The organism is Sutcliffiella horikoshii, assembly GCF_021991925.1.
Classification (GTDB): domain Bacteria; phylum Bacillota; class Bacilli; order Bacillales; family Bacillaceae_I; genus Sutcliffiella_A; species Sutcliffiella_A horikoshii_F.
Map to the genome: position 1 here is coordinate 12,121 of NZ_RXZI01000013.1, position 24,906 is coordinate 37,026.

At 44.0% G+C, this 24,906-nt stretch carries 21 protein-coding genes and 2 tRNA genes; 2 read left to right on the forward strand and 21 right to left on the reverse strand.

Annotated features, from left to right (window positions below; genetic code table 11):
* Positions 1-288: 288 nt before the first annotated feature.
* The 7 genes from ftsH to spoIIE form a co-directional block, all read right to left on the reverse strand.
* A complete protein-coding gene (gene ftsH / locus EKQ44_RS20290; protein WP_237665346.1) occupies positions 289-2,223 on the reverse strand; it encodes an ATP-dependent zinc metalloprotease FtsH in 1,935 nt (644 codons plus the stop codon).
* An 85-nt stretch (positions 2,224-2,308) separates the two neighbouring features.
* Positions 2,309-2,857, reverse strand: coding sequence for a hypoxanthine phosphoribosyltransferase (gene hpt, locus EKQ44_RS20295; RefSeq protein WP_010191424.1), 549 nt, complete (start codon positions 2,855-2,857; stop codon positions 2,309-2,311).
* Positions 2,854-4,275 carry a tRNA lysidine(34) synthetase TilS gene (tilS, locus tag EKQ44_RS20300; protein WP_237665347.1) on the reverse strand — a complete coding sequence of 474 codons (1,422 nt, stop codon included), beginning with the start codon at positions 4,273-4,275 and terminating at the stop codon, positions 2,854-2,856. Before tilS ends, hpt begins: the two co-directional genes overlap by 4 nt.
* A gap of 142 nt (positions 4,276-4,417) precedes the next feature.
* On the reverse strand, positions 4,418-5,452 hold the full coding sequence (locus tag EKQ44_RS20305; protein ID WP_237665348.1) for a serine/threonine-protein kinase: 1,035 nt from the start codon (positions 5,450-5,452) through the stop codon (positions 4,418-4,420).
* Positions 5,418-6,155, reverse strand: a complete 738-nt coding sequence (locus EKQ44_RS20310; RefSeq protein WP_237665349.1) for a vWA domain-containing protein — start codon at positions 6,153-6,155, stop codon at positions 5,418-5,420. The genes EKQ44_RS20305 and EKQ44_RS20310 overlap by 35 nt, the downstream gene beginning before the upstream one ends.
* 88 nt (positions 6,156-6,243) lie before the next feature.
* Positions 6,244-6,708: a hypothetical protein gene (locus tag EKQ44_RS20315; RefSeq protein WP_237665350.1), complete on the reverse strand. Its 465-nt coding sequence runs from the start codon at positions 6,706-6,708 to the stop codon at positions 6,244-6,246.
* Positions 6,709-9,195 (reverse strand): stage II sporulation protein E, encoded by a 2,487-nt coding sequence (gene spoIIE, locus EKQ44_RS20320; RefSeq protein ID WP_237665351.1) that lies wholly within the window; start codon positions 9,193-9,195, stop codon positions 6,709-6,711. It abuts the gene before it with no gap.
* A gap of 493 nt (positions 9,196-9,688) precedes the next feature.
* On the opposite strand from spoIIE, the gene EKQ44_RS20325 reads away from it, so the two are divergent.
* Positions 9,689-9,765: transfer RNA gene (locus tag EKQ44_RS20325), tRNA-Met, on the forward strand.
* 9 nt (positions 9,766-9,774) lie between these two features.
* A tRNA-Glu gene (locus EKQ44_RS20330) sits at positions 9,775-9,846 on the forward strand.
* Between the two features lie 489 nt (positions 9,847-10,335).
* On the opposite strand, the gene EKQ44_RS20335 is transcribed toward EKQ44_RS20330, so the two are convergent.
* From EKQ44_RS20335 to glmU, 14 genes are all read right to left on the reverse strand, one after another.
* On the reverse strand, positions 10,336-10,794 hold the full coding sequence (locus EKQ44_RS20335; RefSeq protein WP_237665352.1) for a S1 domain-containing RNA-binding protein: 459 nt from the start codon (positions 10,792-10,794) through the stop codon (positions 10,336-10,338).
* An 89-nt stretch (positions 10,795-10,883) separates the two neighbouring features.
* Positions 10,884-11,267: an FtsB family cell division protein gene (locus EKQ44_RS20340; protein ID WP_063559021.1), complete on the reverse strand. Its 384-nt coding sequence runs from the start codon at positions 11,265-11,267 to the stop codon at positions 10,884-10,886.
* Positions 11,268-11,282: 15 nt separating this feature from the next.
* On the reverse strand, positions 11,283-11,921 hold the full coding sequence (gene yabQ, locus EKQ44_RS20345; RefSeq protein WP_237665353.1) for a spore cortex biosynthesis protein YabQ: 639 nt from the start codon (positions 11,919-11,921) through the stop codon (positions 11,283-11,285).
* Positions 11,918-12,223 carry a sporulation protein YabP gene (gene yabP, locus EKQ44_RS20350; protein WP_237665354.1) on the reverse strand — a complete coding sequence of 102 codons (306 nt, stop codon included), beginning with the start codon at positions 12,221-12,223 and terminating at the stop codon, positions 11,918-11,920. The genes yabQ and yabP overlap by 4 nt, the downstream gene beginning before the upstream one ends.
* Before the next feature lie 78 nt (positions 12,224-12,301).
* On the reverse strand, positions 12,302-12,571 hold the full coding sequence (locus EKQ44_RS20355) for an RNA-binding S4 domain-containing protein (protein WP_237665355.1): 270 nt from the start codon (positions 12,569-12,571) through the stop codon (positions 12,302-12,304).
* Between the two features lie 72 nt (positions 12,572-12,643).
* Positions 12,644-14,107 carry a bifunctional methyltransferase/pyrophosphohydrolase YabN gene (gene yabN / locus EKQ44_RS20360; RefSeq protein WP_237665356.1) on the reverse strand — a complete coding sequence of 488 codons (1,464 nt, stop codon included), beginning with the start codon at positions 14,105-14,107 and terminating at the stop codon, positions 12,644-12,646.
* Between the two features lie 175 nt (positions 14,108-14,282).
* Positions 14,283-15,875: a putative polysaccharide biosynthesis protein gene (locus EKQ44_RS20365; protein WP_237665357.1), complete on the reverse strand. Its 1,593-nt coding sequence runs from the start codon at positions 15,873-15,875 to the stop codon at positions 14,283-14,285.
* Between the two features lie 136 nt (positions 15,876-16,011).
* A complete protein-coding gene (gene spoVT / locus EKQ44_RS20370) occupies positions 16,012-16,548 on the reverse strand; it encodes a stage V sporulation protein T (RefSeq protein ID WP_237665358.1) in 537 nt (178 codons plus the stop codon).
* A 206-nt stretch (positions 16,549-16,754) separates the two neighbouring features.
* A complete protein-coding gene (gene mfd / locus EKQ44_RS20375; protein ID WP_237665359.1) occupies positions 16,755-20,288 on the reverse strand; it encodes a transcription-repair coupling factor in 3,534 nt (1,177 codons plus the stop codon).
* Between the two features lie 89 nt (positions 20,289-20,377).
* A complete protein-coding gene (locus EKQ44_RS20380) occupies positions 20,378-20,608 on the reverse strand; it encodes an anti-sigma-F factor Fin family protein (RefSeq protein ID WP_237665382.1) in 231 nt (76 codons plus the stop codon).
* A gap of 141 nt (positions 20,609-20,749) precedes the next feature.
* Complete coding sequence (gene pth / locus EKQ44_RS20385) at positions 20,750-21,310, reverse strand: aminoacyl-tRNA hydrolase (protein WP_237665360.1); 561 nt, start codon at positions 21,308-21,310, stop codon at positions 20,750-20,752.
* 216 nt (positions 21,311-21,526) lie between these two features.
* Positions 21,527-22,171 (reverse strand): 50S ribosomal protein L25/general stress protein Ctc, encoded by a 645-nt coding sequence (locus EKQ44_RS20390; RefSeq protein WP_237665361.1) that lies wholly within the window; start codon positions 22,169-22,171, stop codon positions 21,527-21,529.
* Positions 22,172-22,255: 84 nt separating this feature from the next.
* Positions 22,256-23,206 (reverse strand): ribose-phosphate diphosphokinase, encoded by a 951-nt coding sequence (locus EKQ44_RS20395; protein ID WP_269151746.1) that lies wholly within the window; start codon positions 23,204-23,206, stop codon positions 22,256-22,258.
* A gap of 214 nt (positions 23,207-23,420) precedes the next feature.
* Positions 23,421-24,791, reverse strand: coding sequence for a bifunctional UDP-N-acetylglucosamine diphosphorylase/glucosamine-1-phosphate N-acetyltransferase GlmU (gene glmU / locus EKQ44_RS20400; protein ID WP_237665362.1), 1,371 nt, complete (start codon positions 24,789-24,791; stop codon positions 23,421-23,423).
* Between the last annotated feature and the right edge of the window lie 115 nt (positions 24,792-24,906).

Below are 24,906 nucleotides of genomic sequence, written 5' to 3' on the forward strand. Positions count from 1 at the left end.
GCTGTTGATCTCCGGAAATGGCTTCGCTTTCCTAGGGGCTGACGAGAGCCTCCTCGGCAAGCCTGCGGGGTCTCCACCTAGCGCTATCTCCCTCAGGACAAGGAAGGCATCGACAGCGAAACATCGCACGAAGAAGATGCGTAGCATTTTCGAGGAGTCTTCGTCTTTTGCTCCAATCAACAGCTCGAAACTATTAGAACATTAATTATTCTATTAATGCAAGTTTGAAACACAAACCCCAAAATCACATAAAAAAGGTGCCCGAGTGTTACTCCAGGCACCTTTTGCTTATTCAGGTTTTTTCTCGTCTGTCGATTCTGTTTTGTCCGCATCTTTTTTAGAGTTGATGTTCACTTTTACATCTTCGGCTCCGTCAGCTTTTACAGGAAGTTCTGGAAGCTTCCCTTTGTCATATAGATGTCTGATCTGATCGGCATCAAGTGTTTCAACCTCTAATAGAGTTTGAGCTACAAGCTCCAGCTTATCACGGTTTTCCGTAAGGATCTGCTTGGCTCTCTCATAGCACTCCTTGATGAAGCGCTGAATCTCCATATCAATTTCGTGTGCAATTGCATCACTGTAGTTTTGCTCATTTTGGATATCACGCCCAAGGAAGACTTGCCCCCCTGAAGCTTGACCGAATTGAAGCGGTCCAAGCTTTTCGCTCATTCCGTATTCGGTTACCATTTTACGAGCTATTCCTGTTGCGCGCTGGAAGTCATTATGGGCACCAGTACTTGCTTCCCCAAATGTGATTTCTTCCGCTACACGTCCACCTAAAAGACCGGTGATTTTGTCCAGGAGCTCTGGTTTTGTCATGAAGTAACGGTCTTCTTTTGGAAGCATGACAGCATAACCGCCAGCCTGTCCGCGAGGTACGATTGTCACTTTATGTACCGTGTCCGCTTCATCCAATACGACACCAATTATGGTATGACCCGCTTCATGATAAGCAACGATATTGCGCTCTTTTTCAGAGATGACCCTGCTCTTTTTAGCAGGTCCGGCAATGACCCTGTCGATTGCTTCATCAATATCCAACATATCGATGCTCTTTTTATCTTGTCTAGCTGCTACAAGTGCCGCTTCGTTCAACAAGTTTTCAAGGTCGGCCCCTGAGAATCCAGGGGTACGCATCGCAATTGTCTTCATATTGATACTATCATCGATAGGTTTATTTCTTGCGTGAACTTTCAGTACTGCTTCACGGCCTTTTAAATCAGGACGATCTACGGTAATCTGACGGTCAAAACGACCAGGTCTCAATAATGCCGGGTCCAGAATGTCCGGTCTGTTCGTCGCTGCAACGATGATGATCCCTTCGTTCGCTCCGAAACCGTCCATTTCCACCAGCAATTGATTCAAGGTTTGCTCACGCTCATCGTGACCTCCACCTAGACCCGCTCCACGCTGACGTCCCACTGCATCAATTTCATCGATGAAAATGATACATGGAGCATTTTTCTTCGCATTTTCAAAAAGGTCACGCACACGGGATGCACCGACCCCGACGAACATTTCCACAAAGTCAGAACCACTGATTGAGAAGAACGGAACGCCCGCTTCTCCAGCAACAGCTCGTGCAAGTAACGTTTTACCTGTACCTGGAGGTCCCACAAGGAGTACCCCTTTAGGAATACGCGCACCAAGCTCGGAGAATTTACGTGGATCCTTCAAGAACTCCACTACCTCGACAAGCTCTTGCTTTTCCTCATCTGCACCGGCAACGTCTTTGAATTTAACCTTTTTCTTCTCTTCACTGTACAGCTTCGCCTTACTTTTACCAAAGTTCATCACACGACTTCCGCCGCCCTGTGCTTGATTAAGTAAGAAGAAGAATAAAATAAAGATGATGACAAAAGGAATGATGGAAGTAAAGAAGGTTACCCAACCGCTCGTTTCTTCCGCTTTTTCTACAGTCAATGAAATATTTTGCTCTTCCGCGATGCTCTCGACACGGTCAAGTGCACTGGCACTGTTAGGGAAAACCGTTACAAAGGTCTCTCCTTCTTCAGCACCTTCCAATGTACCACGCGCCTCATAGACAGATCGCGTTGGTTGAATGGTGAATTCCTTCACCTTATTCTCTTCAAGATGCTGGATGAATGTATTATAGGTGATCGGTTTTTCGCTCGTGTTGGGGCTATTGAAAAAGCTCACAACACCAATGACCACTAAAAATATTAATAAATAAAAGATGGTATTACGAAATATTCTGTTCATCCCTTACCTCCTCCCACGATAGCCAAACTAAACCAATAGTAACATAGTAAATTAATCCAATTCAAGGAATCTGTATTGGGATAGCTTATTCTTCTACGTTAGAATAAATTTCAGGTTTCAATACTCCGATATACGGAAGGTTACGATATTTTTCAGCGTAATCTAGGCCATATCCTACCACGAACTCATCTGGTACGATAAACCCAACATAATCTGCTGTGATATCCGCTTTTCTTCCACTTGGCTTGTCAAGTAGTGTAACGATCTTGATGGATTTTGCTTTGCGGTAGCGGAACAGTTCCACCAGGTAGCTTAGTGTCAAACCGCTGTCGATGATATCCTCAATGATCAGGATGTCCCTTCCTTCCACGGAAGTATCCAAGTCTTTCAGGATTTTCACTTCGCCGGAGGAAACAGTGGAGTTTCCGTAGCTTGATACGTCCATGAAATCCATTTCCAAATATGTATCCATACGTTTGATCAGGTCACCCATGAAAGGCATTGCGCCTTTTAACACTCCGATGGCCAAAGGAAAACGATCGCTATAGTCCTCTGTTAATTGTGCACCTAATTCTCTAACCTTTACTTGAAGCTCTTCTTCGCTAAAGAGTACTTTTTCGATATCTTTGTTCATTTCTTTGTTGCCTCCCAAACTTTTTGACTCGCCTTGCAAGTTAATACTAAAACAGGACCCACCGTTTCCTCTGTTGCTTCAAAAGCGGAACGTTTAAGCATGGGCATCCATAAAATCTCATTGTTGGCATCGACGATCAAAGGCCAAGTATCCCGTTGTTGCAGAGGTATTTTACCTTCAATGAAAATGCTTTTGATTTTTTTGGAGCCGTTTGTCCCCTTCAGCTTCATTCGATCGCCGTCAAGACGGGTTCTCGCATATAGTGGAAGGATGACCTTCGATAAATCGATCACTGCTTGATTTTCTTTGATATCTCGTGGTTTATCTTGTGTCCAAATCTCGCTGGTGATCATAAAATCGGTTGGCAGCTTCACATTACCAGGGACTTCAAGCATTTGCTTGTAGGTTTTATCACATTCATCCTTATCAAATGTCAATGTGCATTCATTATAGGATCTGAAAACCTGTAAGCCATGTGGGAAATGTAGCCTTCCAGAAGGGTGTTCACTTTCCAATAAGGATAATAAATTATCAATATGTATAGAGGAAAGAGATGGAGGAATTTCATTATTATAGAGATAGTTTAATATTAGTTGAATCCCTCGCCTTTGTAAAGGTTTAGCCATGAAAAGCAAAGGTTTTCTACTTAATACCACTCTATCTTTCGCTTTACTTCTAATAACGTTATTCCATTCCTTTTCTATTAATGCCTCTATGTATTGTTCATATTCCTGTACCTGCTCGCTGAAGGCCTGGAACTTCTCATGAAGACCTGGAAATTCCTCTTTCAGTAGAGGCAGAACATGATGACGCAGCCTGTTTCTTCGGTAGTCGTCCTTATCATTGCTCGGGTCATGCCTGAATGGCACGTCATGGAGCTTTAGGAATTCCAAGATATCTTCCTTCGTAATAGATAGAAACGGACGAACGATCACGCCATTTCCAACTGCTCGTTTAGGTAAGATCCCGGCATATCCCGCCATGGATGAGCCTCTTCCAAGCCTCATTAAAATGGTTTCGATTTGATCATCTGCATGGTGACCTAGTGCCAACACCCCTGCATCGTGTTTATCCATCACCCTTTCATAAAAATCATATCGACATTCCCTTGCCGCAACTTGAAGACTGAGCTTCTTTTCCATTTGATAGGCTGCCACATCCATCTGTTCAGCTTCAAAAGTCAAATTCCTCACTTCGCATTGCTTTTGGACAAATCTCATATCTTCTTCCGATTCCATGCCCCGGAACATATGATCCACATGCGCTACTATTAGCTTTAGGCTTTTAGCATCCTTGATAGAATCCAAATAATGAAGCAAACCCATGGAATCTGCTCCACCACTGACGCCAACCACCACAGTGGAATGATTTGGCAGCAAGTCATATTTATCTATGAAAGTCGAGACAGTTTCCCACATACAGTGTACCCATTCCTTTAATCTACGCGTATAATTTCTATTTTATCCTACCATTTGACATCTTCTCCTGCAAAAATAGATGCTTATCCAAAAACATCCATACTGCTTTATACCCTCAAACACAGCCATAAAACGCTCAAACCTACATTACTTGGCCATATAAATAGAAGAAATAGGCAACAAGGATGACAGATAAAAGCACTGCGGTCTCCATCCAACCACCGCTTGACGTTTTACGAGGAGCGGCCTTCACTGCTGCCCCACCACCAGCATTTGCTGTTCGGCTTGTCCTAACGGAAGAATTGGCTTTGGCCCGTTGACTTCCCGGCTGCTTCGCCGCAGGCTGTGAAGTCATTGATGTCCGTTGGCTCATCATAGCCAGCATTCCGTCCTTCATTTCATTTGCAGATTGGTATTCACCGGATAGTGCCCGCATCAAGACTCTCTTATATCTCTTCAACCAGCTATTCTTTTCAATATGACCCTCAAGCTGTTTAAGTCCCCCCTCCCCGCTCTTTTGGAATTGTTTTGGGTAACAAATATGGATCATGATCATCGCCACTGCGAACAGATCATAAGAGGCTTCTGCCTTTCTCGAACCAAGCCCCCAATACCCCCTATCAAAGAATTCTGTGAACTCTTTGATGGCACGGCCCTTGATGGTTGTCCCACCTACATCCAAAAGGCGGACCTTTGGAGGGCTTGCCGTCACAATCAAATTATCCGGTTTCAAATCCCCGAACACCCATCCCTCTTTGTGGAGGGTTTCAAGATCTGTCAGTAATTGAAGGGTAAGAATACCGGCCCACTCCATCCCTCTCTTCTGCACAAAAGAGAGAAGGGGCTCCCCTTCTAAATATTCCATCACATAGAATGAGTAAGATTGTTTTCCCTTCAACCACTCCCAATCATCGACATCTAACAAAGAAGGCCCCAGGGAGAACCCTCGGACCTTCGAAAAATGACGCAGGACATTAACCTCAGAAGTGATGGACATGCTGTTTTCACTTATTTTCAATGCAGCTAAGCCCTTGGAACTCCTAGTAAGATATACATACCCCGTCGCGCCGTAACCGAGCGTTCTGACAATGGTGTAGCTTTCTTTATGCCATTTTCCGATAATGGTCTTCCCTTGAGGCAGATTACCTACCGGATTCTTCATAGTATTGTTCATCATCGGAAATCAAACTCCTTAGGTTACGCGTTTCTTTAAAATAAGGAATGGCTTCTTGAATAGCAGGACCGGTCGGTGTGATCCCACCTGTCGATAGTTTTGGAAAAATGCTGGACAGCGATTCCAATTTTGGTGTCCAATCCAGGATTTTCTCCACTTCTTGTCGTTTTCCCGGGAAAACAAAGGCTGAAAACTGGTTATCACCGATTCTTGCATTCAAGCTCAGTGCCAAATCCAAAAGTGCTTCCTTGACGGTTGGAAGCTTGGACTTCATACTTGCACTGGTATCGACTAGAATCAGCACCTGCAGGGAAACCGTTTCACCCAGTTCATCGACCACTTCCATCACTTCCCCCCGTTTTTCCGGTGGAAGGTCCTCCATGGAAGTGTCAGATCCCAAGATTTGTTGAAGCTCCTTATTAATAACCCCCTGTAACGTTTGGGTCATCGCTTTTCTGGTCACCATCTGGACTGTCTGAGATAAGTTCTTGGCATACACAATCTGGCTGACTCCACCACCAGACATCGCGATCCCCTCTATCTCTTGCATCCCTCTTTCATCTATCGTATCCTCATCCATCACACCGATTACGTTTACTGATATTCCCTGCTCCTTTGCAAGGGCTGCCATGGCAATTGGGTCGTCCCCTGAATTTGAGCATCCATCCGTAATTAATAGAATCTGTTTCAACGTTCCTTTATACACGTTTCGTCCCCTCCTAATGCGTATAATTTACATTAGCCATCATGGACGAAACGGGTTTAAATTATACCTTTTGTACACAATTTACCTTCTAAGAGGTATTCACCCCAAGCACTTCTTTTTTACTCAGTAATGATAGGGCAAACTTGAACTCTGATAGTAGATAGATTGGCAGTTTAAAGAGTTGGCTTATTCGTTCCTTCACTCCCAATGATTTTTTCGGCATAATAGCTGTAATCTTTTCTTTTCCATCCTTGTTCGCTGCTTTCATTCTGGATAAAAGACTAATCTCTTTGTCCATCACATTTCGGGCAATCACTGCCAGCGTGTTCATTTTCCTCCTCATCACACTTCTGGCATTCACCAGCTCGTTGGCCGATCTACCTAGCATGATCTCCGCACTGTTTACAAGTTTCAGAGCTTGTCTACCCAGCATATTCTTAGGACTCCCTGACACCACATCAACATTCTTATTCTCCATTACCTCCACAATCTCACGACGGCCACCCATTTCTTTCACAAGACCCGTTACCATTTTAGATAAAATTTTCAACATTTAAAGTGCCTCCTTCATTCCTTGGTTTTTGGATAAATAGTGATAGGCAGGAATGGCTGCCCATTTCGGAATATTCCTCTCTATCTTTGCTACCACAACTGTCATATCGTCCTGAATTTGACCTGATCTTGTCCGAATGACCTCCTCCATAATGATATCTGCCATTTCTTGCGGGTCGTCCGTCCTGATTTCGGATACTTTCCGTTTCATCCATAAATCATAGTTTTCTACATGCTTTGGTCCTTCAAAAATTCCGTCGCTCATCATAATCAGTAAATCGCCAGCTTTCAACTGGGAACTCACGACGTCCACATCGAATTCCTGAATAATCCCCATGGGTAGATTACTTGCTTCAATTTTGATTACTTTATCTCCCCTCTTCACAAAACTTGGAGTCGAACCAACTTTCAAAAACTTTGCAGAAGCATCTTGAAGGTCAATCATCGCTAGATCGAGCGTAGTGAAAATTTCATCGGTCGTCCTTAATGATAGGACCGAATTAACCGATTTGATTGCTACTTTTTCTTTTATTCCGGACTGTAGAATCTCTTGGAGCAGCTTTAATGTTTCTTTGCTTTCATAGTGCGCGCGTTCACCATTTCCCATTCCGTCACTGATGGCAATGGCGTACTTCCCGTGACCCAACTCTATGGTGGAATAACTATCCCCTGATACCAGTCCTCCTCCTTTTGCGGCATGCGCAACGCCTGTGTCGACTACAAACGCTTTTGCAGAGCCGAAAGATACATGACAATAACCATTGTTATCTGCATTGCATTCTTCTTTTTTCACGATAATGTTCTCATGCAATATATCTGAAAGCATCGGGGCAATGAGTTTCTCGCACTCACCACGTCCTTCACAATAAGGAACGGTCATTTCAATATCCACATTCCCCTGCTCGACGCTGTATATTTCCACCTGTTCTATTTCAATTCCGAATGCTTGGAGGGCGTCCAGGATCTGATCTTCCTGAACATAATGATTCTCCCTCTCTCGCTGAATTTCCCTTGCAAAGTCTTCCATCACTTGTGATACTCCCATCAATTGATCGGCTACCAACCTCCTACTCTCCATTAATTGTTTTTTCAGCTTTTCACTCGCGTGGAACTGGGCTAGCTCGTTTTTGATAACGGTCTTCACTTTTTCGGATTTTACGCAATGGCGATCCCACTCCTTTTGTAGTTTGACGTTCAGACTAATGGTCCCTTCCTCTGTATCCTCCATTAAATGAGTCATATAATCATAGGTTTTCTGGAAATTTTGTGTCCAGCACTGTTCCTTCTTAAAGCAATTTTGACACGTCTTCTCTGTTACATTGCTCAAGAAAAGATCGACTTCCTTCTCCGAGTTGGAATGTTCAAACTGGAATTTTGAAAAACTATTAGAAAGCGCTTGGAAAACGTGTGAAAATTGTTCCACTCTATTTGCTGTAACATCACGGACCTTCCGCATATATTGCTGCTGCTCCGCTGTATATTCGGCTGTTCCGGGAATGAACTTCGCCAAGTTGGAGATCGCTTTCTGAGGGGTCAGTAAAAAGATAGCAACAGCCACCATCGATTCCATGATAGTAGGAACAAGCAGCGTCATCCCCTCCCCATAAATGCCGATAAGTAACGTACCAAGAAGCAGTCCCACCGATACGCCGAGCTTGTTTCCTTCCCGCAGAAGACCTCCCAACAATCCCGCAAAAGCAAGCAGGCTCATCTGATATAAATTGGAGACCGTGGCCAAGCTTAAAATAAGACCTGTCACCACTCCAACGGTGGATCCGATGGTCGCCCCCGCCACAAAGGCGAAAATCAATACAAGATACCGCGATAATATATGTTCAACGGACAGGTCATAAGCTGTCCAACCAATCGTTCCGGTCAGTACCGAAGCAAGCAGGATAATGAGACAGATGATTTCTTCGGTTTTAAAAGCCTGTCTCTTCTTTCTCATGGTAATAAGCGGAAGGCTTTGGAAAAAGATAAGTGTCAGGATGAACCCCAGCCCTGCCTCCACACCGATCATCAGCCAATCATAGGTGACAATGCCTGTCGTAAAGTAGATCATCGTCGTCTTCGATAGAAAGGCGGATGCGAATACCAGAAACGGGATAGATTTAAGCGGCTCGATTTTCAATACCCTTGCCCATTTGAAAAGAAGAACAAAAAGTATCATCCCGCCCAATACGTATGCTGCCGTTAAAGCGGATATGGTAGCCGACCCGATCATCAAGGCCATCAGTGTAAGACCAGCCCGATTCTTTTTCATAAAATATACTGCTGCGAAAAACGGTAGCGCAAATGGTGTTAACTCATTCAGGATCAAAGCTCGTCCAAGTAAAAATCCGATAAAGACCAAAAGAAACCCTTGGTGGAAAAGTATCGTCGTAAGCTTTGTCTTCGTCGAATGCATCGACTTCATGATCGTTGTTCTGAGTTTTCCCAACTGAACATTGGAAACCGGCTCCCCCATTTCCCTTTCTAGTCCCTGCATGATATCCACTCCCATATTTTATCTATTGGGGTCATTATACAAGCTGAAAAGGAAAAGATTTGTCAAACGAACCCATCTGAACCGAAGAAAAGTTCGACTTATTACAAGGAAAAGAGGGAAAAGCTGTCACGATATCATCACATTTGCTAATCCCTCTCATCAGTTTTTGTAAATTCACTAGGTAATTGCGAGGAAAATGTTCTAATTATTCTTACATTTTTAAAACGTATTGACATATGTATGATAAGTTAGTATGATAATTCTTGTGTCTCGTGAGAGATGACTCATGGTGGTGTAGCGACAAGCGACACTTCCACGAATCTACTACGAGTTGAAATACTTATAACTTATGGCGGTGTAGCGACGAGCAACACTTCCACGAATTTACTACGAGTTGTCCCGACGGATTCACTTCCTGGCTTTACTTGCAGAGGAAGGGACACGGACCAGTAGCACTGGTGCCTGTGAATTTTATGAAACACTTATAACTTATGGCGGTGTAGCTCAGCTGGCTAGAGCGTACGGTTCATACCCGTGAGGTCGGGGGTTCGATCCCCTCCGCCGCTACCAACTTTATAAGGCCCATTGGTCAAGCGGTTAAGACACCGCCCTTTCACGGCGGTAACACGGGTTCGAATCCCGTATGGGTCATAATATAAAAGCTGTCACAGCTTCAGGGTAATCCTTGAGTCTGTGGCAGCTTTTTTGTGTTTTCTAAAATCATTGTTATTACATGTAAAGTTTGAACGTTCCTTTTCGCTGCAGTCACTCGCTTTCCGCGGGGCGGTGCTTGAGCCTCCTCACTTCGCTTCAGGGGTCTCAAGTCTACCGCTACCTCCCGCCGGAGTCGAGTGACTTCCGCTCCAATCCACTCATTTCTCTAAATTCATCTATATACATTGCGAAAACCAGTTGAATGTAGTGGAAGGCGCGAAGACTCCAGCGGGAGGAAGGGACAAGGGAGACCCCGCAGGCAAGGCCGAGGAGGCTCACGGACCGCCCGCAGGAAAGCGAAGCGCCTGGAACGGAAATCAACCGCTCTTCAATCCCTTCATTTTTTAAGCATTAAAAAAACACACCCTCAAAAACTAAGGGCGTGTTCAAACGTAACGTTTTATATATGAGATTTTCAGCAGCAAGTTACTTTCTACTTGCTCCACGACCTCCACGTTTTGATTCCGTGTTGCGCTTCAGGGAAGATAAACGATCTTCACTATCTTTTAAGAATCTTGCCATCTTCTGTTCGAAGTTTTCCTTTGGACGGAACTCTTCTCTTTTTCCTCGTGGTGGGCGTTGATTTGAGCGTTGTTGATTGTTCGGACGTTGGGACGGTGCTGCAGAACGCGGTTGTGGCTCGCGGTATGTGTCGCTTGCCTTCTTAATGGATAAGCCGATTTTGCCATCCTTCTCCACGTTGATTACTTTTACCTGTACCTCGTCACCAACTTTAAGATGGTCGTTGATATCCTTTACGTAGTTGTCTGCAACTTCACTGATGTGAACAAGACCAGTTGTTCCTCCTGGCAATTCAACAAACGCACCAAAATTAGTTATACCTGTTACCTTTCCCTGTAACTTGCTGCCTACTTCGATTGACATAAAAAAAATGCTCCTCCTTAAAATCATAAAAAATAAATCACTTTACCTACCATTATACCTAGAGCAAAATTGAGGTGTCAATATGACGACTAATCTGAGGACGAATCGTCTGGTATATTGAAGATGATTTCATCCTCTTCTGACATGAAATAATCCCTACGTGCGATCTTCGCAATATAATCATCATCGTTCAGTTTTACAATTTCCTCTTCTAAACGCTGCTGTTCTTTTTCCAATTTTGCCAGCTCTTGTTCAACGACTTCTTTCCTATCCTCTTTTTCCTGGAGAATGGCACGTTGATCTAAGAGTGTTTTCCCCATTAGTATCCCAAAGACTAAGGCTAAACAAAAGAATAATGATAATCGGCGATAAAGTCCACGGCGTCTTTTCTGTTGTTTTAACTGCTGGTCCTGTTTTTGCTTGGAATAGTCGGAGTGGATTTTTGCCACCTTTTCATTTTTTGCCGCGCTCATCTTATCATTCCTCTCCTAGCGCTTTTTCCAAAAGTTCTTTACTCTATTCATTATACTATGTTTCCTATTCTTTACTAGTGTGAAAAATCCTTCAAGTTTTTTGAAAAACATGTGTAAATATTTTTTCACAACCTTAGGGACCAGCTTCCATAATAGCATGCCAATCCATCTAAAGGGTAATGCACCTATCTTAATAATACGCCAAATTACAAGGAGCAGGAAGCGGATTGTGGAATAGACGAATTTCCAGATGCCTAGCAAAATGATAATAATGGCTTGTACTAATAATTGTATAGGCTTAACCACTAGCATCCTAACAACCTTTTCTAGGAAACGGTATAGGTTGATGACAAGTTGAATGATAGTTTCAAGTAAATTCAGGTAGAAATAGCGGAAAAGGCTCTGGTAGGCTGCGAAACCACAAACAAGTGCAATGAGGATATAGAAGCGAAGTTCTCCTTCATTAACCATGAGCAGGACATAGAAGGCGATAAGGCCTTGCAAGAGCCAAAAAAGGATGTCATGGATGAAGACAATCCATTTGGCTCTTTTTTCCCGCTTCAGAAAACGGCCATACGTATCGATGGCCACTCCTAACCATGCCCCCACACCGATCATGGCAAGCATTGTATACAGCTGGGTGGTTAATGTCATTTGAACAACTTACTAAAGAACCCTTTAGCTTTCTCCCCCTGTTGATCGTCGAGATAGATAATCTCCATGATCTTCCCTTTGATGGAAACGACGCCTTGTTCGACATCAAGGTTTTTCATCTGGAGATTTTGTCCCCTCACAGAGAGAAATCCCATGACGGTCTCGAGCAGAAATTCCTCGTTATCAAAACTTTCCACTTGCTTTACACCTGTGATATCCAACATTCTGCGACTTCTCATCACGATGTCTTGCTCTTGGACAGTCTGCTTATTTCCTTGATTCGGATCATAGTATTGATTCATATTCATCCCTCACCTATCCATTACTTGAAGATAGTACATGTATATGAGAGGGAAATATTTTTAGAACAAGCCTGCCGCCTACTCTTCTGTTTGTTCCACTCTTTCTTCTTTCACGATTGTATACATCATCGCCGCTTCTTCTTTTTTTGCATTTTCTTGGACGTTATCGATGGAGGCGGTCACGATCTTCTGGCCAAAATGGATTTTCAGTTCATCTCCCGCCTTTACATTGCTGCTTGCCTTCGCCTGTACATCGTTGATATAGATACGGCCCTGTTCGGCCACTTCTTTTGCAAGTGTACGTCGCTTAATGATTCTCGATACTTTTAAAAATTTATCTAAACGCATAGTCTTTCTCCCCCTAAATATTGACTCCCTTTAACTTCGCTGGTGACTTCCGAACTTGCTGCCACATCCGAATTATAACCCTTTCTTTTTCGCTTCTTCCCATATGGCATCGAGTTGCTCTAAGGAAAGATTCTCGAAAGGCTGCCCTAATTCCTTTACCTTCTTTTCAATAAAGGTAAACCTGCGATAAAATTTCCGATTGGTCAGGGCCACCGCTTCTTCCGGGTCGATTTTATAATATCTCGCAATGTTGACGAATGCAAAAAGTACATCCCCATATTCTGCCGCCACACGATCTGAAGTTGCATCTTGAGCAAGCTCTTCCTGCAACTCCTGTATTTCTTCTTTTACCTTTTCCCACATGGGTTCCACGTCGTCCCAGTCAAATCCAACCTTGCCGGCTTTTTTCTGGTATTGATATGCTTTTGTGAGATTAGGAAGTCCTTTGGCAACCGAGTCGAGGATGGACTGTTCCGCCCTTTCCCCTTTTTCCTCGGCTTTGATCGCTTCCCAATTGGTGACGACATCCTCTGCATCTTCCACTGAAGTGTCGGCGAAGACATGGGGATGCCTGCGTATCATCTTCTCATTGATCCCTTCAATTACATCCTCTATGCTGAAATAGCCCTCATCCTCCCCGATCTGTGCATGAAGCATCACCTGCAAGAGGACATCTCCAAGCTCTTCGATGATTCCATCCGTGTCTTCTTCATCAATGGCATCGAGCAATTCATATGCTTCTTCTATCAAATATTTCTTCAAGGATTCGTGGGTTTGTTTCTGATCCCATGGACAGCCGCCTGGCCCTCTTAATGTGGCGATCGTTTTTCTAAATGAAGAGAATTGTTTATAAAGCAATTCCTCCTCTGTCACTGCAGGAACATACACGCTCGTCAGATTATTGATTTCAGCCACCCTGTCCAATTCATACAGTGGCACCTCTGTAATCTGCTCCATAGAGGATCCAGCTGCCGTCACAATTGTTACAGGGTAGTCATCAGGCAGCATCTCCATCAAGGTTAGCTTCACTTCTGATGCGATGAATGCATCATACACCTGACAGAATATCATCGCTTGTGTCGGTTGGATTGCCTCCTTCACAAGCGCTGTAGCATCGTGAAACTGGAAGCCATCGATTGGATCAAGCCCGACCGCCGTGAACATCGGATCTAGGAAGCTTTGGCCACCTTTGATATCGAGCTTGATGATGCCCTCTTTTTCTTTATCCAGTAGGATCTGCACCGTTTTTTCCGCCACGAGCGGATGCCCTGGAACAGCGTATACAATTTCTTGTTGCTCGCTAAGCGTTATCAGCTCTTCTGCTATTCTTTCATATACCGTGCCGAATGTGCCTTCCTGCTCATAAATGGCATCAAATGATTGGTAGGTGAGCCCTTCCTTTTCGAGCTCCGCTATTACGGGGTGCTCTTTTGTGCGGAGGAAAAGGTGCTCAGCCTTCATTAATTGCTTGTACACTCCCATGGGAAGTTGTTCGAGGTCACCTGCCCCAAGGCCTAGAACCTTTATAACATTCATATATGGACACCAACTTTTTGTTTTATTGACCCTATTACCTTTCGTTCCAGGTGTTCGCTTCTATCAGGTGCGATGCTTGAGCCTCCGCGCAACGCTTCACGGGTCTCAAGCTACCACTACCTGACTCCGGAGTCTCACACCTTACTACAGTTAACAGGGAGACTGTGTAAATCTATTAGAGCTTTACTATCTTCACCAGTTTTTTGCCAAAGGGAAGGAGCAGCAGTTCTTCTTTGGTGAAGAAATGATTTTTTATCAAGATCAATAAGTAGACGGTTCCCCCGATTGCTACTCCAAGGATGCTCTGGGCGGTCGCCAGTGTTCGGCTGTCGCCAATAAATGAGTCTGTTAGTAAAAGATAAATCGCAAGTGAAGCCGACATCATGGCAATACTCACTAGCAAAGGAATGGTTGGCATTCTCTCAAAAATGGAGGTTCCTGTTTTCCTTTTCAACGACAGGACCATCATGATGGCAACAAAGGCAAATGCCAGTAATGTACTGACTGCCGCTCCCATTGTCGAATAGGAGGGAATCAAGATGACATTCAGCCAATACTTCATTCCTATGCCCATTCCCACGAAAAAGGCAGGAAGATATGGGTTGCCAAGCCCCTGCAAGATAGCGGCACCTGTCAGGGCAATACTGCAGAAGAGAATCGATAAACCAAGCACCAGTAGAACTTGGTAACCATTTTCATTGGAGAAAAGCATGGTATTCACCGGTTTGATCAGCCAGGCAAGCCCTACAGCTGCCCCTGCACCCACTCCGATGCTGACACGGATGGAAAGGCTTATTTTCTCTTTCACTTCCTCTTCCTTCCCCTTAGAAAGAATGATGTAGGGGACAAGGGATAACGAGAATGCCGTTGCTACCACTGTTCCAAGCTGGATAAGGGGTTGTCCCCTATCGTAAACACCTTTCAGCTCTTTGGCGCTTTGCGCATCAACCCCTGCCTCTACTAACCACGCATAGATGGTAAACGCGTCCACCATTTGAAAAAGGATCAGCAAGAGAGAGCTGATACAAATGGTGAAGCCTTGTAGCAGGAGGACCTTTATAATAGATTTCGAAGACGGAAGCAGGTTTGAAGGTGCAACCGAAAGTCTTTGGCCTCTTTTCCTTTTTTGATAAAAGGCCAATAGTACCAATACTGCAGCAAACCCTCCTGCAACCGAACCGAATATGGCCCCTGCGCCAACTTCATAAAGGGAAAAGCCTGCGTTGACGAGCAGGTAAGAAAGCACGAGGATCGTTGCTACTCTGATCAACTGTTCGCTTACTTGGGAAACGGCCGTAGGGGCCATCTCTCCAAGGCCCTGAAAGCTTCCCCTCCATACGGAGACCAATGGCAGCAAGAGAAAGGAGAAGGCAACAATTTTAATCAGTATCGCAAGCTCGATATCTCCCATAAGGGCAGCTACGTGCGGGGCACCAACATAAAGAAGAAGGAAAAAGATCATTCCCAGCAACGTAAGAAAAAAGAAGGAGACCCATCGGATCTTTCTTGCTGCCTGCTCTCTAACCTCTTCCGGATGTTCTGCAATGACTTTGGAAATCACGACCGGAAATCCATATGTAGATAAAATAATAGCCACTCCGAAGAAAGGATATACCTGCTGATAAATATAAAAACCGACATCTCCTACGATATTTTGGAAAGGAACCCGATATGCTGCACTGAGGATCTTGGTGAGGATGCCTGCAATGGTCAGGATCATAGCACCTTTCCAGACCTTTTGATAGGAGTGTGGTGATAATTCGTTCATAAAAAAGCCCGCCTTAAAGGTATTCGTACAATTGTATAATTATAGCATATTTTATGAAGAAAGGCTCTTTCCTCAACCATTCACCTTTACATGAAAAGAAGCAACAGACACGCATGTCTGCTGCTCCCACTATAAATTATTGCTCCATCTGTCTAGCGAGGAAACCGGCAGCTGTTTCCACAGCTTTCTGTTCCACTTCGCCAAGCGATTTATCTTTGGACATGATAACGACTGCACCGATTGGATCTCCGTTTGCCACGATGGGTCCAATGGTATAGGATGCAAGTGTTTCTGTGTGTCCATCGACAATAGCCATTTGTTGCTCTTCCGTTTTTAATACGGAATTGCGGTCTTCCATGGATTTCTCCACTACTTCGCTGATGCTCTTGTTTAGATATTCCTTCTTGGAGCTACCAGCGACAGCAATAAACGTATCGCGGTCACAGATTAATACAGGGTGTCCAAGGCTATCATAGAGAGCTTCCGCATATTCCTTAGCGAAGTCGCTAAGTTCACTAATTGGAGAGTACTTCTTCAAGATAACCTCTCCATCCCGATCGACGAAAATCTCAAGCGGGTCACCCTCGCGAATACGCAGGGTTCTTCTTATTTCTTTAGGAATTACAACGCGACCGAGGTCATCAATACGACGAACAATACCAGTTGCTTTCATTTCTTAGGTTGCCTCCTTCATCCGATGATAAAAAGAGATGAGTTAAATTGGTGGAATTGATCAAGATGTCCTGCTTTTGAAGAATTCACCATTCGTTGAAGTTAGTATCCTACACTCAGGGAGTTATATACATGTTGGAAAAGTTTTTTTCTGATAGTAAATTCCCCCAGTATTTATATAGACGTTTCTTCACAAACTCAAACCTTTCAGGACGCATTCACGCTTTCTTTTTTTACTTTTTCTAGTCCTTTTATCATGGATATGGCAACTTGGATCCACTCTTCTGTCGATGCGCGCTTCGTCTGGATGACGATTTTCAGCTTCTTTCCTTCCATGCCAAGGCTGACCATTCTGCCAAACTCATTTCCGAGCAAGAACAGCTTCTGCCCATCTACTATTCCGCTTGCTTCCTCTGAAAGAAGGATGACAAGCTCTTGCTTTGTTTGCTTGACGGAATCTACTTTCTCCTTAAGGCCGTACACCCTCATTTCGGAAACTTGGAACAAATAATCGACCTCTTTTGGGTAGTTCCCGAAACGGTCCTTCATTTCATCCTGAAGCTCTGCGAGGTCTTGCGGTTCTTCGAGTCCCCTGAAACGCTTATACATGTCGATTTTTTGCTTACTATCTGAAATGTAAGTTTCCGGAATATAGGCATCAAGCTCCACGTCAATGGAGATTTCGTGTGTCTTTTTCGTATCTTTCGGCCCTTGGCGCTGCTCGATCGCCTCTTTAAGCATTTGGGAATACATATCAAATCCGACCGAATCGATAAAGCCGTGCTGTTGGGCACCAAGCAAATTACCCGCTCCACGGATGGACAGGTCACGCATAGCGATTTTGAATCCAGAACCAAGCTCTGTGAACTCTTTGATGGACTGCAGCCGTTTCTCGGCCACTTCCGTCAGCACTTTATCTTTTCGATAGGTAAAGTAGGCATATGCCACACGATTGGATCTCCCAACACGACCTCTTAACTGATAAAGCTGAGACAATCCCATGCGGTCGGCATCAAAGACAATCAAGGTATTCACATTCGGAATGTCGACACCTGTCTCGATGATGGTCGTACTGACAAGCACTTCCGCTTCTCCTTCAAGAAATTGAATCATGACAGATTCCAATTCATTTTCTGTCATTTTTCCATGGGCATATGTCACACGGGCATCTGGGACGAGCATGGATATTTCATCCGCTTTCCGCTCGATATCTTCCACCCTGTTATATAAGAAATAAACCTGACCTCCGCGTGCGAGTTCCCGTTCAATGGCTTCCTTCACCAGATTGCCATTATACTCCATCACATAGGTTTGGACTGGGAAGCGGTTCTCAGGCGGTGTTTCAATGACGGAAAGATCTCGTACACCAAGCATGGACATGTGAAGTGTCCGCGGGATCGGAGTTGCTGTTAATGTAAGGACATCAATATTGGCTTTCAGCTGTTTTATTTTTTCCTTATGTGTAACACCAAAACGCTGTTCTTCATCAATGATGAGTAATCCTAGGTCTTTATATTTAATATCCTTTGATAATAATCGATGGGTGCCAATGGCGATATCGACGGTTCCATTCGCAAGACCCTTCATCGTTTCCGTCTGTTGTTTTCTAGAACGAAAGCGGCTCATCAGGCCGATATTGATCGGATAGTCTTGAAATCTTTCCCGGATGGTTTCATAGTGTTGCTGGGCCAGGATGGTCGTTGGCACCAATATGGCCACCTGCTTGCCATCTGTTATTGCCTTGAAAGCGGCCCTGATGGCTACCTCTGTTTTCCCATAGCCCACATCCCCGCATAGCAGGCGGTCCATAGGACGCGTTCTTTCCATGTCGAGCTTGATTTCATGGATGGAGCGGAGCTGATCTTCTGTCTCCTGATAAGGGAAGGTCGCCTCGAACTCCCGTTGCATCTCTCCGTCCGGTGAAAAAGCATGCCCCACGCTTGCTTCCCTTTCGGCATACAGCTTGATAAGGTCATCGGCAATGTCCTGAACAGAAGATTCCACCTTATTTTTGACCTTTTTCCAATCCGTTCCGCCCAACTTATAGACTTTCGGTTCTTTTCCTTCGGACCCCACATATTTCTGCACCTGATCTATCTGCTCAACAGGTACATAGAGCTTATCGGAGCCTTGATATTTAATATGAATATAATCTTTATGAAGACCATTGATATCAAGTGTTTCAATTCCCAAATACTTCCCTATACCGTGGTTGATATGGACAACATAATCGCCAACATTCAATTCCGTATAGTTTTTAATCCGCTCCGCATTGGAGAGTTTCTGCCTGTTCTTCGGCTTTTTCGCTTTCTTTTTGAAAAGCTCTTCCTCTGTAATGACCGCAAGCTTTTGCATCGGCAATTCAAAACCGGAGTGCAAATCACCCTCTACAAGCTGAACTTCGCCATGAGCAAAAGCGGACCCTTTCGATAGTTTCCGGATATCCATTTCATAGTCTGCAAAAACGGTCTCCAGCTTTTCCATCCGCTCTTGGTTGGACGCAAGCACCACGATGGCATAATTCGACTTTCTCCAGCGCTCTATTTCCGATTTCAAGAGATGCATTTGCCCATGAAAGTGCTGCATGCTCTTGGAGGACATACTGATTAGATTCTCCGGGTGCGTATGTGGTACCGCCCTTAAGAACAGCGATAAATAAAGGAACGGTTGTTTTTTGCTATGTACAATCTGAGCAAAGGAATGCGAGAACGTGAGATCATGTACTGCTTTCCCTTCTGCCAAAAGCTCCACAAGCCATTCCGCTTCCTCTTTATCCAGACTCTCGGCCGTTTCATGGATACGGCTGACCTCATCCATGATGACCAATCCGCCCTCAGGAAGATAATCTAGTAAACTAGCTGGACTGCTATAAAAGAAAGAACGATATTTATACAGCTCTGAAAACACTTGGCCATTGCGAACCTGTTCGATTTCATACGAAATGTTTTCTGTTAGCAGCTGTTTCACTTTTTCATTTTTTACTTTTTTAAGGCTTTTCGCCAATTCACTTTCCAGGGTTTCACGTCCATTGATAAGCTCCTGATCAGTAAGGAGCATTTCAGTGGCAGGTCCGATCGTGACTTGATCCATACTCTTTTGAGAGCGTTGATCCTCCACTGTGAAATAGCGGATGGACTCCACCTCATCATCAAAAAGCTCAATCCGCACCGCATATTCTTCTGTAATCGGGTAAATATCGATAATTCCCCCTCTGATGCTGAAATCTCCCGGGGTTGCCACCATCCCTACACGCTGGTAACCAAATCGCACCAGACGTTCTGCCAGGTTATCGAGCTCCATCGTCTTTTCCACTTCAATGGTCAACATGGTTTGCTGCCATTTTTCCTTTGAAGGGAGGATACGCTTCAAGCCCGCAATAGGTGCAATAACGATGCCAGTCTTTTTAGAGGCCCAGTGATTAAGCGCTTCGACCCGCTGTGCCTTTAGTTCCGGACTTGCTATGCCGATTTCGGCAGCCAATACATCATTTACTGGGTACAGATATAGTTCATCATCAGGTAGAAAACCAGCTAGGTCATCATATACCTTTTGAGCATGGTACAGATTATGAGTAATAAGCAAAATCGGCGCATTTCTCTCTTCATATAACGCCGCGATCAACATGGATCGTGCGGAATTGGATATTCCAGAAACCAATTGTTCCTGCAAGCCTTCCTCCAAACCGACAAGAACCGATTGGAAATCATCATTTTCACTAAAATATGGAATGAACCCTTTCATGTCAGCACCCTCCTCTCTCGATCGCTTCCCTACATTTATTTTCTCGTTCCTTAGACGCAAAAAGGCTTTGGTTTTCCACCAAAGCTAATCTATTGTATGAACCGTTCTTGATCATGCCAATCAGGGTTGCGATCAAGCGCCTCCTGGCAATCCTCACAAATCGTTTTAACATGTACATCACCGTTTTGTTGATATGTTATCATTTCATGTCGTTCGGTATCTGTTAGTTGATGAAAACCCAGTTCTTCCGTGAACACCGATTTGGATTCGATGGTCCCGACTTTATAGCCGCAATGCCTGCAATGATAATGGATAGCCATCATCTTCCCTCCACTTTCTAAAGGCACTTTCCAAACGAGAAAAAATGGCCTCTTTTACCATTAGTATAAACAGAGGGAAACATTGTTATACAAAGTCGGACTTCATGTATCAAACTACGGGAAAGTCACCTATACATTTTATTACTGATTGAATGTATTCATTACCTGGAGAAAATCCTTGGACAAGTTTTCTTCACACGCCTCGGCCGCTTTCTTAATACTATCATCTATTGCGGGACGTTCCTCTGAATGGAATTTGCCTAATACATAATCAGAAATGGACGGACCATTCTTTGGACGATCGATACCCATCCTGATCCGGTTGAAGTTTTGTGTCTGCAAGTGTTGGATTAAGGACTTGATCCCGTTATGCCCCCCTGCACTGCCCTTTTGGCGCAAGCGCAGCTTCCCAGCAGGCAGATCAAGGTCATCATAGATCACCACCAGATCTTCTACATCCAGCTTGTAGAAGTCCAATAACGGGCGAACACACTCCCCTGAGAGGTTCATATATGTAAGAGGCTTCACCAACAGTACCTTTTCCCCGTTTATGACACCCTGTCCAAATATTCCTTTGAACTTGGATTGCGTCAAGGGGATATTCCACTTGTCCGCTAATTCATCTATTACCATAAAGCCGATGTTATGCCTTGTTTCTTCGTATTGACGGCCTGGATTTCCCAGCCCTACAAAAACTTTCATTATTTTTCCTCCTGAAGCCTCTTCCTGTTTACTAAATAAGGATCGCAAAAAATTTTTCATGGATACCTCCCACAAACCTATTCGCTATCTACCATTTTACTTGAACATGGAGCGAAAAGGAAATAGGAAGGGGGGGGATAAAGAAAACTCCATTATTCCGCTTACTACCCAAGTAACAACTTTCCATTAACAAGAGAAAAGACGTAACCTTAAAGGTTACGCCTCCTCCTCTGTGCTTTCATTGTTTTCTCTACCTTCTACAAGTTCAGGCTCGCCTGGTTCTTGCTCTTCGCCAGAGTCGATTTCCTCTTCTTGTCGTGGAGGTAAGATGGAAGCAACCACTTCAACATCTTCATGATTGAAGCTATATTTACCCGATGTATTTAAGTCACCGATTGTGATATTTTCATTTACGTCAAGTTCCGTTACATCCACGTCAATGGAATCCGGGACGTTGTTTGGAAGTACTTTGATGGATACTTCATGGAGAACTTGTTGCAGGACTCCTCCATCCTTCACTCCCTTTGCATCACCTGTAACGTGCACTGTAACATCCACATCAATCTCTGATTTAAAATCAACGACATGGAAATCCAAATGTACGAATTCTAGGCTTTTCAGGGGATTGACCTGATAATCGTAAAGCATTACTTTGCGTTTGTCTGAGCCAATTTCAAGCGAAATGATGCCGTTTCGTCCTGTTTCACGAATCGTTTTAATAAATTCCTTACTATCAACAGTAATAGATTTATTTTCTGTATCATTCCCGTAAACAACCGCTGGAATTAATCCTTCCTCACGGATTTTGGTTTTTGAAGATCCTCTGAATTCTGTACGTTCATTTGCATGTAATACTGACATTCTTATCACCTTCCTGGGGAAATAAAATACTTGTCTCTCATTCAATTTCCCCAATTTACGGAAGGTTAAACATAATTTTGACGATTAATCAAATAAAGTACTGACGGATTTCTCTTCATGCACACGAATAATCGCTTCTGCAATAAGTTCTGCCACGGATAGTTGTGTAATCTTTTCAATCTTCTTTTCTTCCGGTAAAGAAATAGTATTAGTGACTACCAATTCTTTAATCTTAGAATTCTGGATACGTTCAATTGCCGGACCTGATAAGACTGGATGTGTACAGCATGCATATACTTCTTTTGCTCCATTTTCAATCAGGGCATTCGCCGCCAATGTAATGGTTCCGGCAGTATCAATCATATCATCAATCAAGATTGCCGTTCTTCCTTCGATATGACCAACAATGTTCATGACTTCCGCGACGTTCGGACGAGGTCTGCGCTTGTCAATGATGGCGATCGGTGCCTTTAGACGATCGGCTAATTTTCTTGCTCTCGTTACCCCACCGTGGTCAGGTGAAACGATAACAAGGTCCTCTAGTTCTTTGCTGTCAAAGTACTCCGCTAAAATAGGAACACCCATTAAGTGGTCAATTAAGATATCAAAGAAACCTTGGATCTGAGGTGCATGCAGATCTAGTGTAATGACGCGGTCTGCTCCAGCAGTCTCAAGAAGGTTTGCCACTAATTTTGCAGTGATCGGCTCACGAGCTCGTGCTTTACGGTCCTGTCTGCCGTAACCGTAGTATGGCATCACAATATTGATCGTTTTGGCAGAAGCACGTTTAAGTGCATCAATCATGATAAGTGTCTCCATGATATGTTCATTAACTGGTGCGCTTGTAGATTGGATGACATATACATCACAACCACGGATACTTTCTTCGATGTTGATCTGTACCTCTCCATCACTGAAACGAGCTACCGAGCATTTTCCGATTGGAACACCCACATGTTGTGCAATTTCTTCTGCTAAGGCTGTATTGGAATTCAACGTAAAAATCTTTAAATTAGAATCGGCATACTTTGGCATGATAACTAGAACCCTCCGCTAGGTTTATTTAATGGCTTTTTTAAGTGACTTCGTTATTGCAACACTGTTGATTTCCACTCCGGGCTTCGCTTCCTAGGGGCGCTGGTGGAGCCTCCTCGGCTTTGCCTGCGGGGTCTCCACCTAGCGCTATCTCCCTCAGGAGTCTTCGCCCTATGCTTCAATCAACAGCTGTAAAACTCTATGAAACAGGGGATTATTTACTATTAAGTTTGTTTACGTAGTTTTCTTTGTTCACTTGGCGAGCACGAGCAATCGACAGTGCTTCTCCAGGTACATCTTCCGTTATGGTAGATCCTGCTGCAACATAGGCATTTTTGCCGATAGTCACAGGTGCCACCAAGTTAGAGTTGCAGCCTACAAAAACACCATCTTCAATCTTAGTTAAATATTTCTTTTTCCCATCATAGTTGACGGTAATGGAACCACAACCAAGGTTCACATCCGCTCCAACTTCCGCATCTCCAATATAGCTAAGATGAGAAGCCTTGCTTCCGTTTCCGAAGGTCGCCTTTTTCACTTCTACAAAGTTTCCAAGCTTCACTTCATTCCCAATGTTGGAATCCGGTCTGACGTGAGCAAATGGCCCGATATTTACATCGTTCCCAATTGCGCTGTCATGTGCAACAGATTGGCGAATGGTTGTACGGTCTCCGACTTCGCAGTCCTTAATTTCAGAGTTTGGACCGATGATGCAATCTTCCCCGATTTTCGCAGCCCCTAAGATGACGGTACCAGGGTTGATGACAGTATCCCTACCAATCTCCGCATCAGCAGAAATATACGTATTGTCTGGATCGATGATGCTTACTCCATTGATCATATGTTTTTTATTGATTCTTTTCTTCATGGTTTTTTCGGCCTGCGAAAGCGCTACTCTATCATTGACTCCAAGTGTTTCATCAAAGTCCAAAGTCTGGTAGGCAGAAACGATATCGCCTTGTTCTTTCAAGATCTCAATGACATCGGGTAGGTAGTACTCACCTTGTACATTATCATTAGATACATTGTTGAGCGCTGTAAAAAGAGCTTCGTTATCAAAGCAGTATGTGCCAGTATTGATTTCTGTCACCTTACGCTCTTCTTCACTTGCATCCTTATGCTCCACGATTTTTCCGACATGTCCTTCACCATTACGGATAATGCGTCCATAACCAGTAGGGTCTTCTGCATAAGCTGTCAGAATCGTAGCCTTCGCTCCCGTGTTTTCATGCAAGTCAAGCAGTTCTTGCATCGTTTCCGGTGTGATAAGTGGAGTATCTCCACAAATAACCAAGGTTACCCCTTTTTTATCCTGTAACACCGGTGCTGCTTGCATGACAGCATGTGCCGTTCCGAGTTGCTCTGCCTGGAGGGCATATTCACTCTTTTCTCCAAGGTGGCTCTTTACCGTTTCCGCTCCATGTCCAACCACTGTCACGATCTTCTCGAAGTTCAGTGCAGAAACATGGTCGACAACATGTTGTACCATCGGCTTGCCACAAACAGGGTGTAACACTTTATATAGTTTTGATTTCATCCGTGTACCTTGACCAGCTGCTAATATTACGGCATATCGATTTATCATAACGGCCTCCATTTTCACCTAATTATCCATTACGAATATATCCTAAAACTGTGCCCATTTCAAGGAAGTACGCGAAAGTACATTTTTTTGACAAAAAAGGAGACGGTATGGGCGT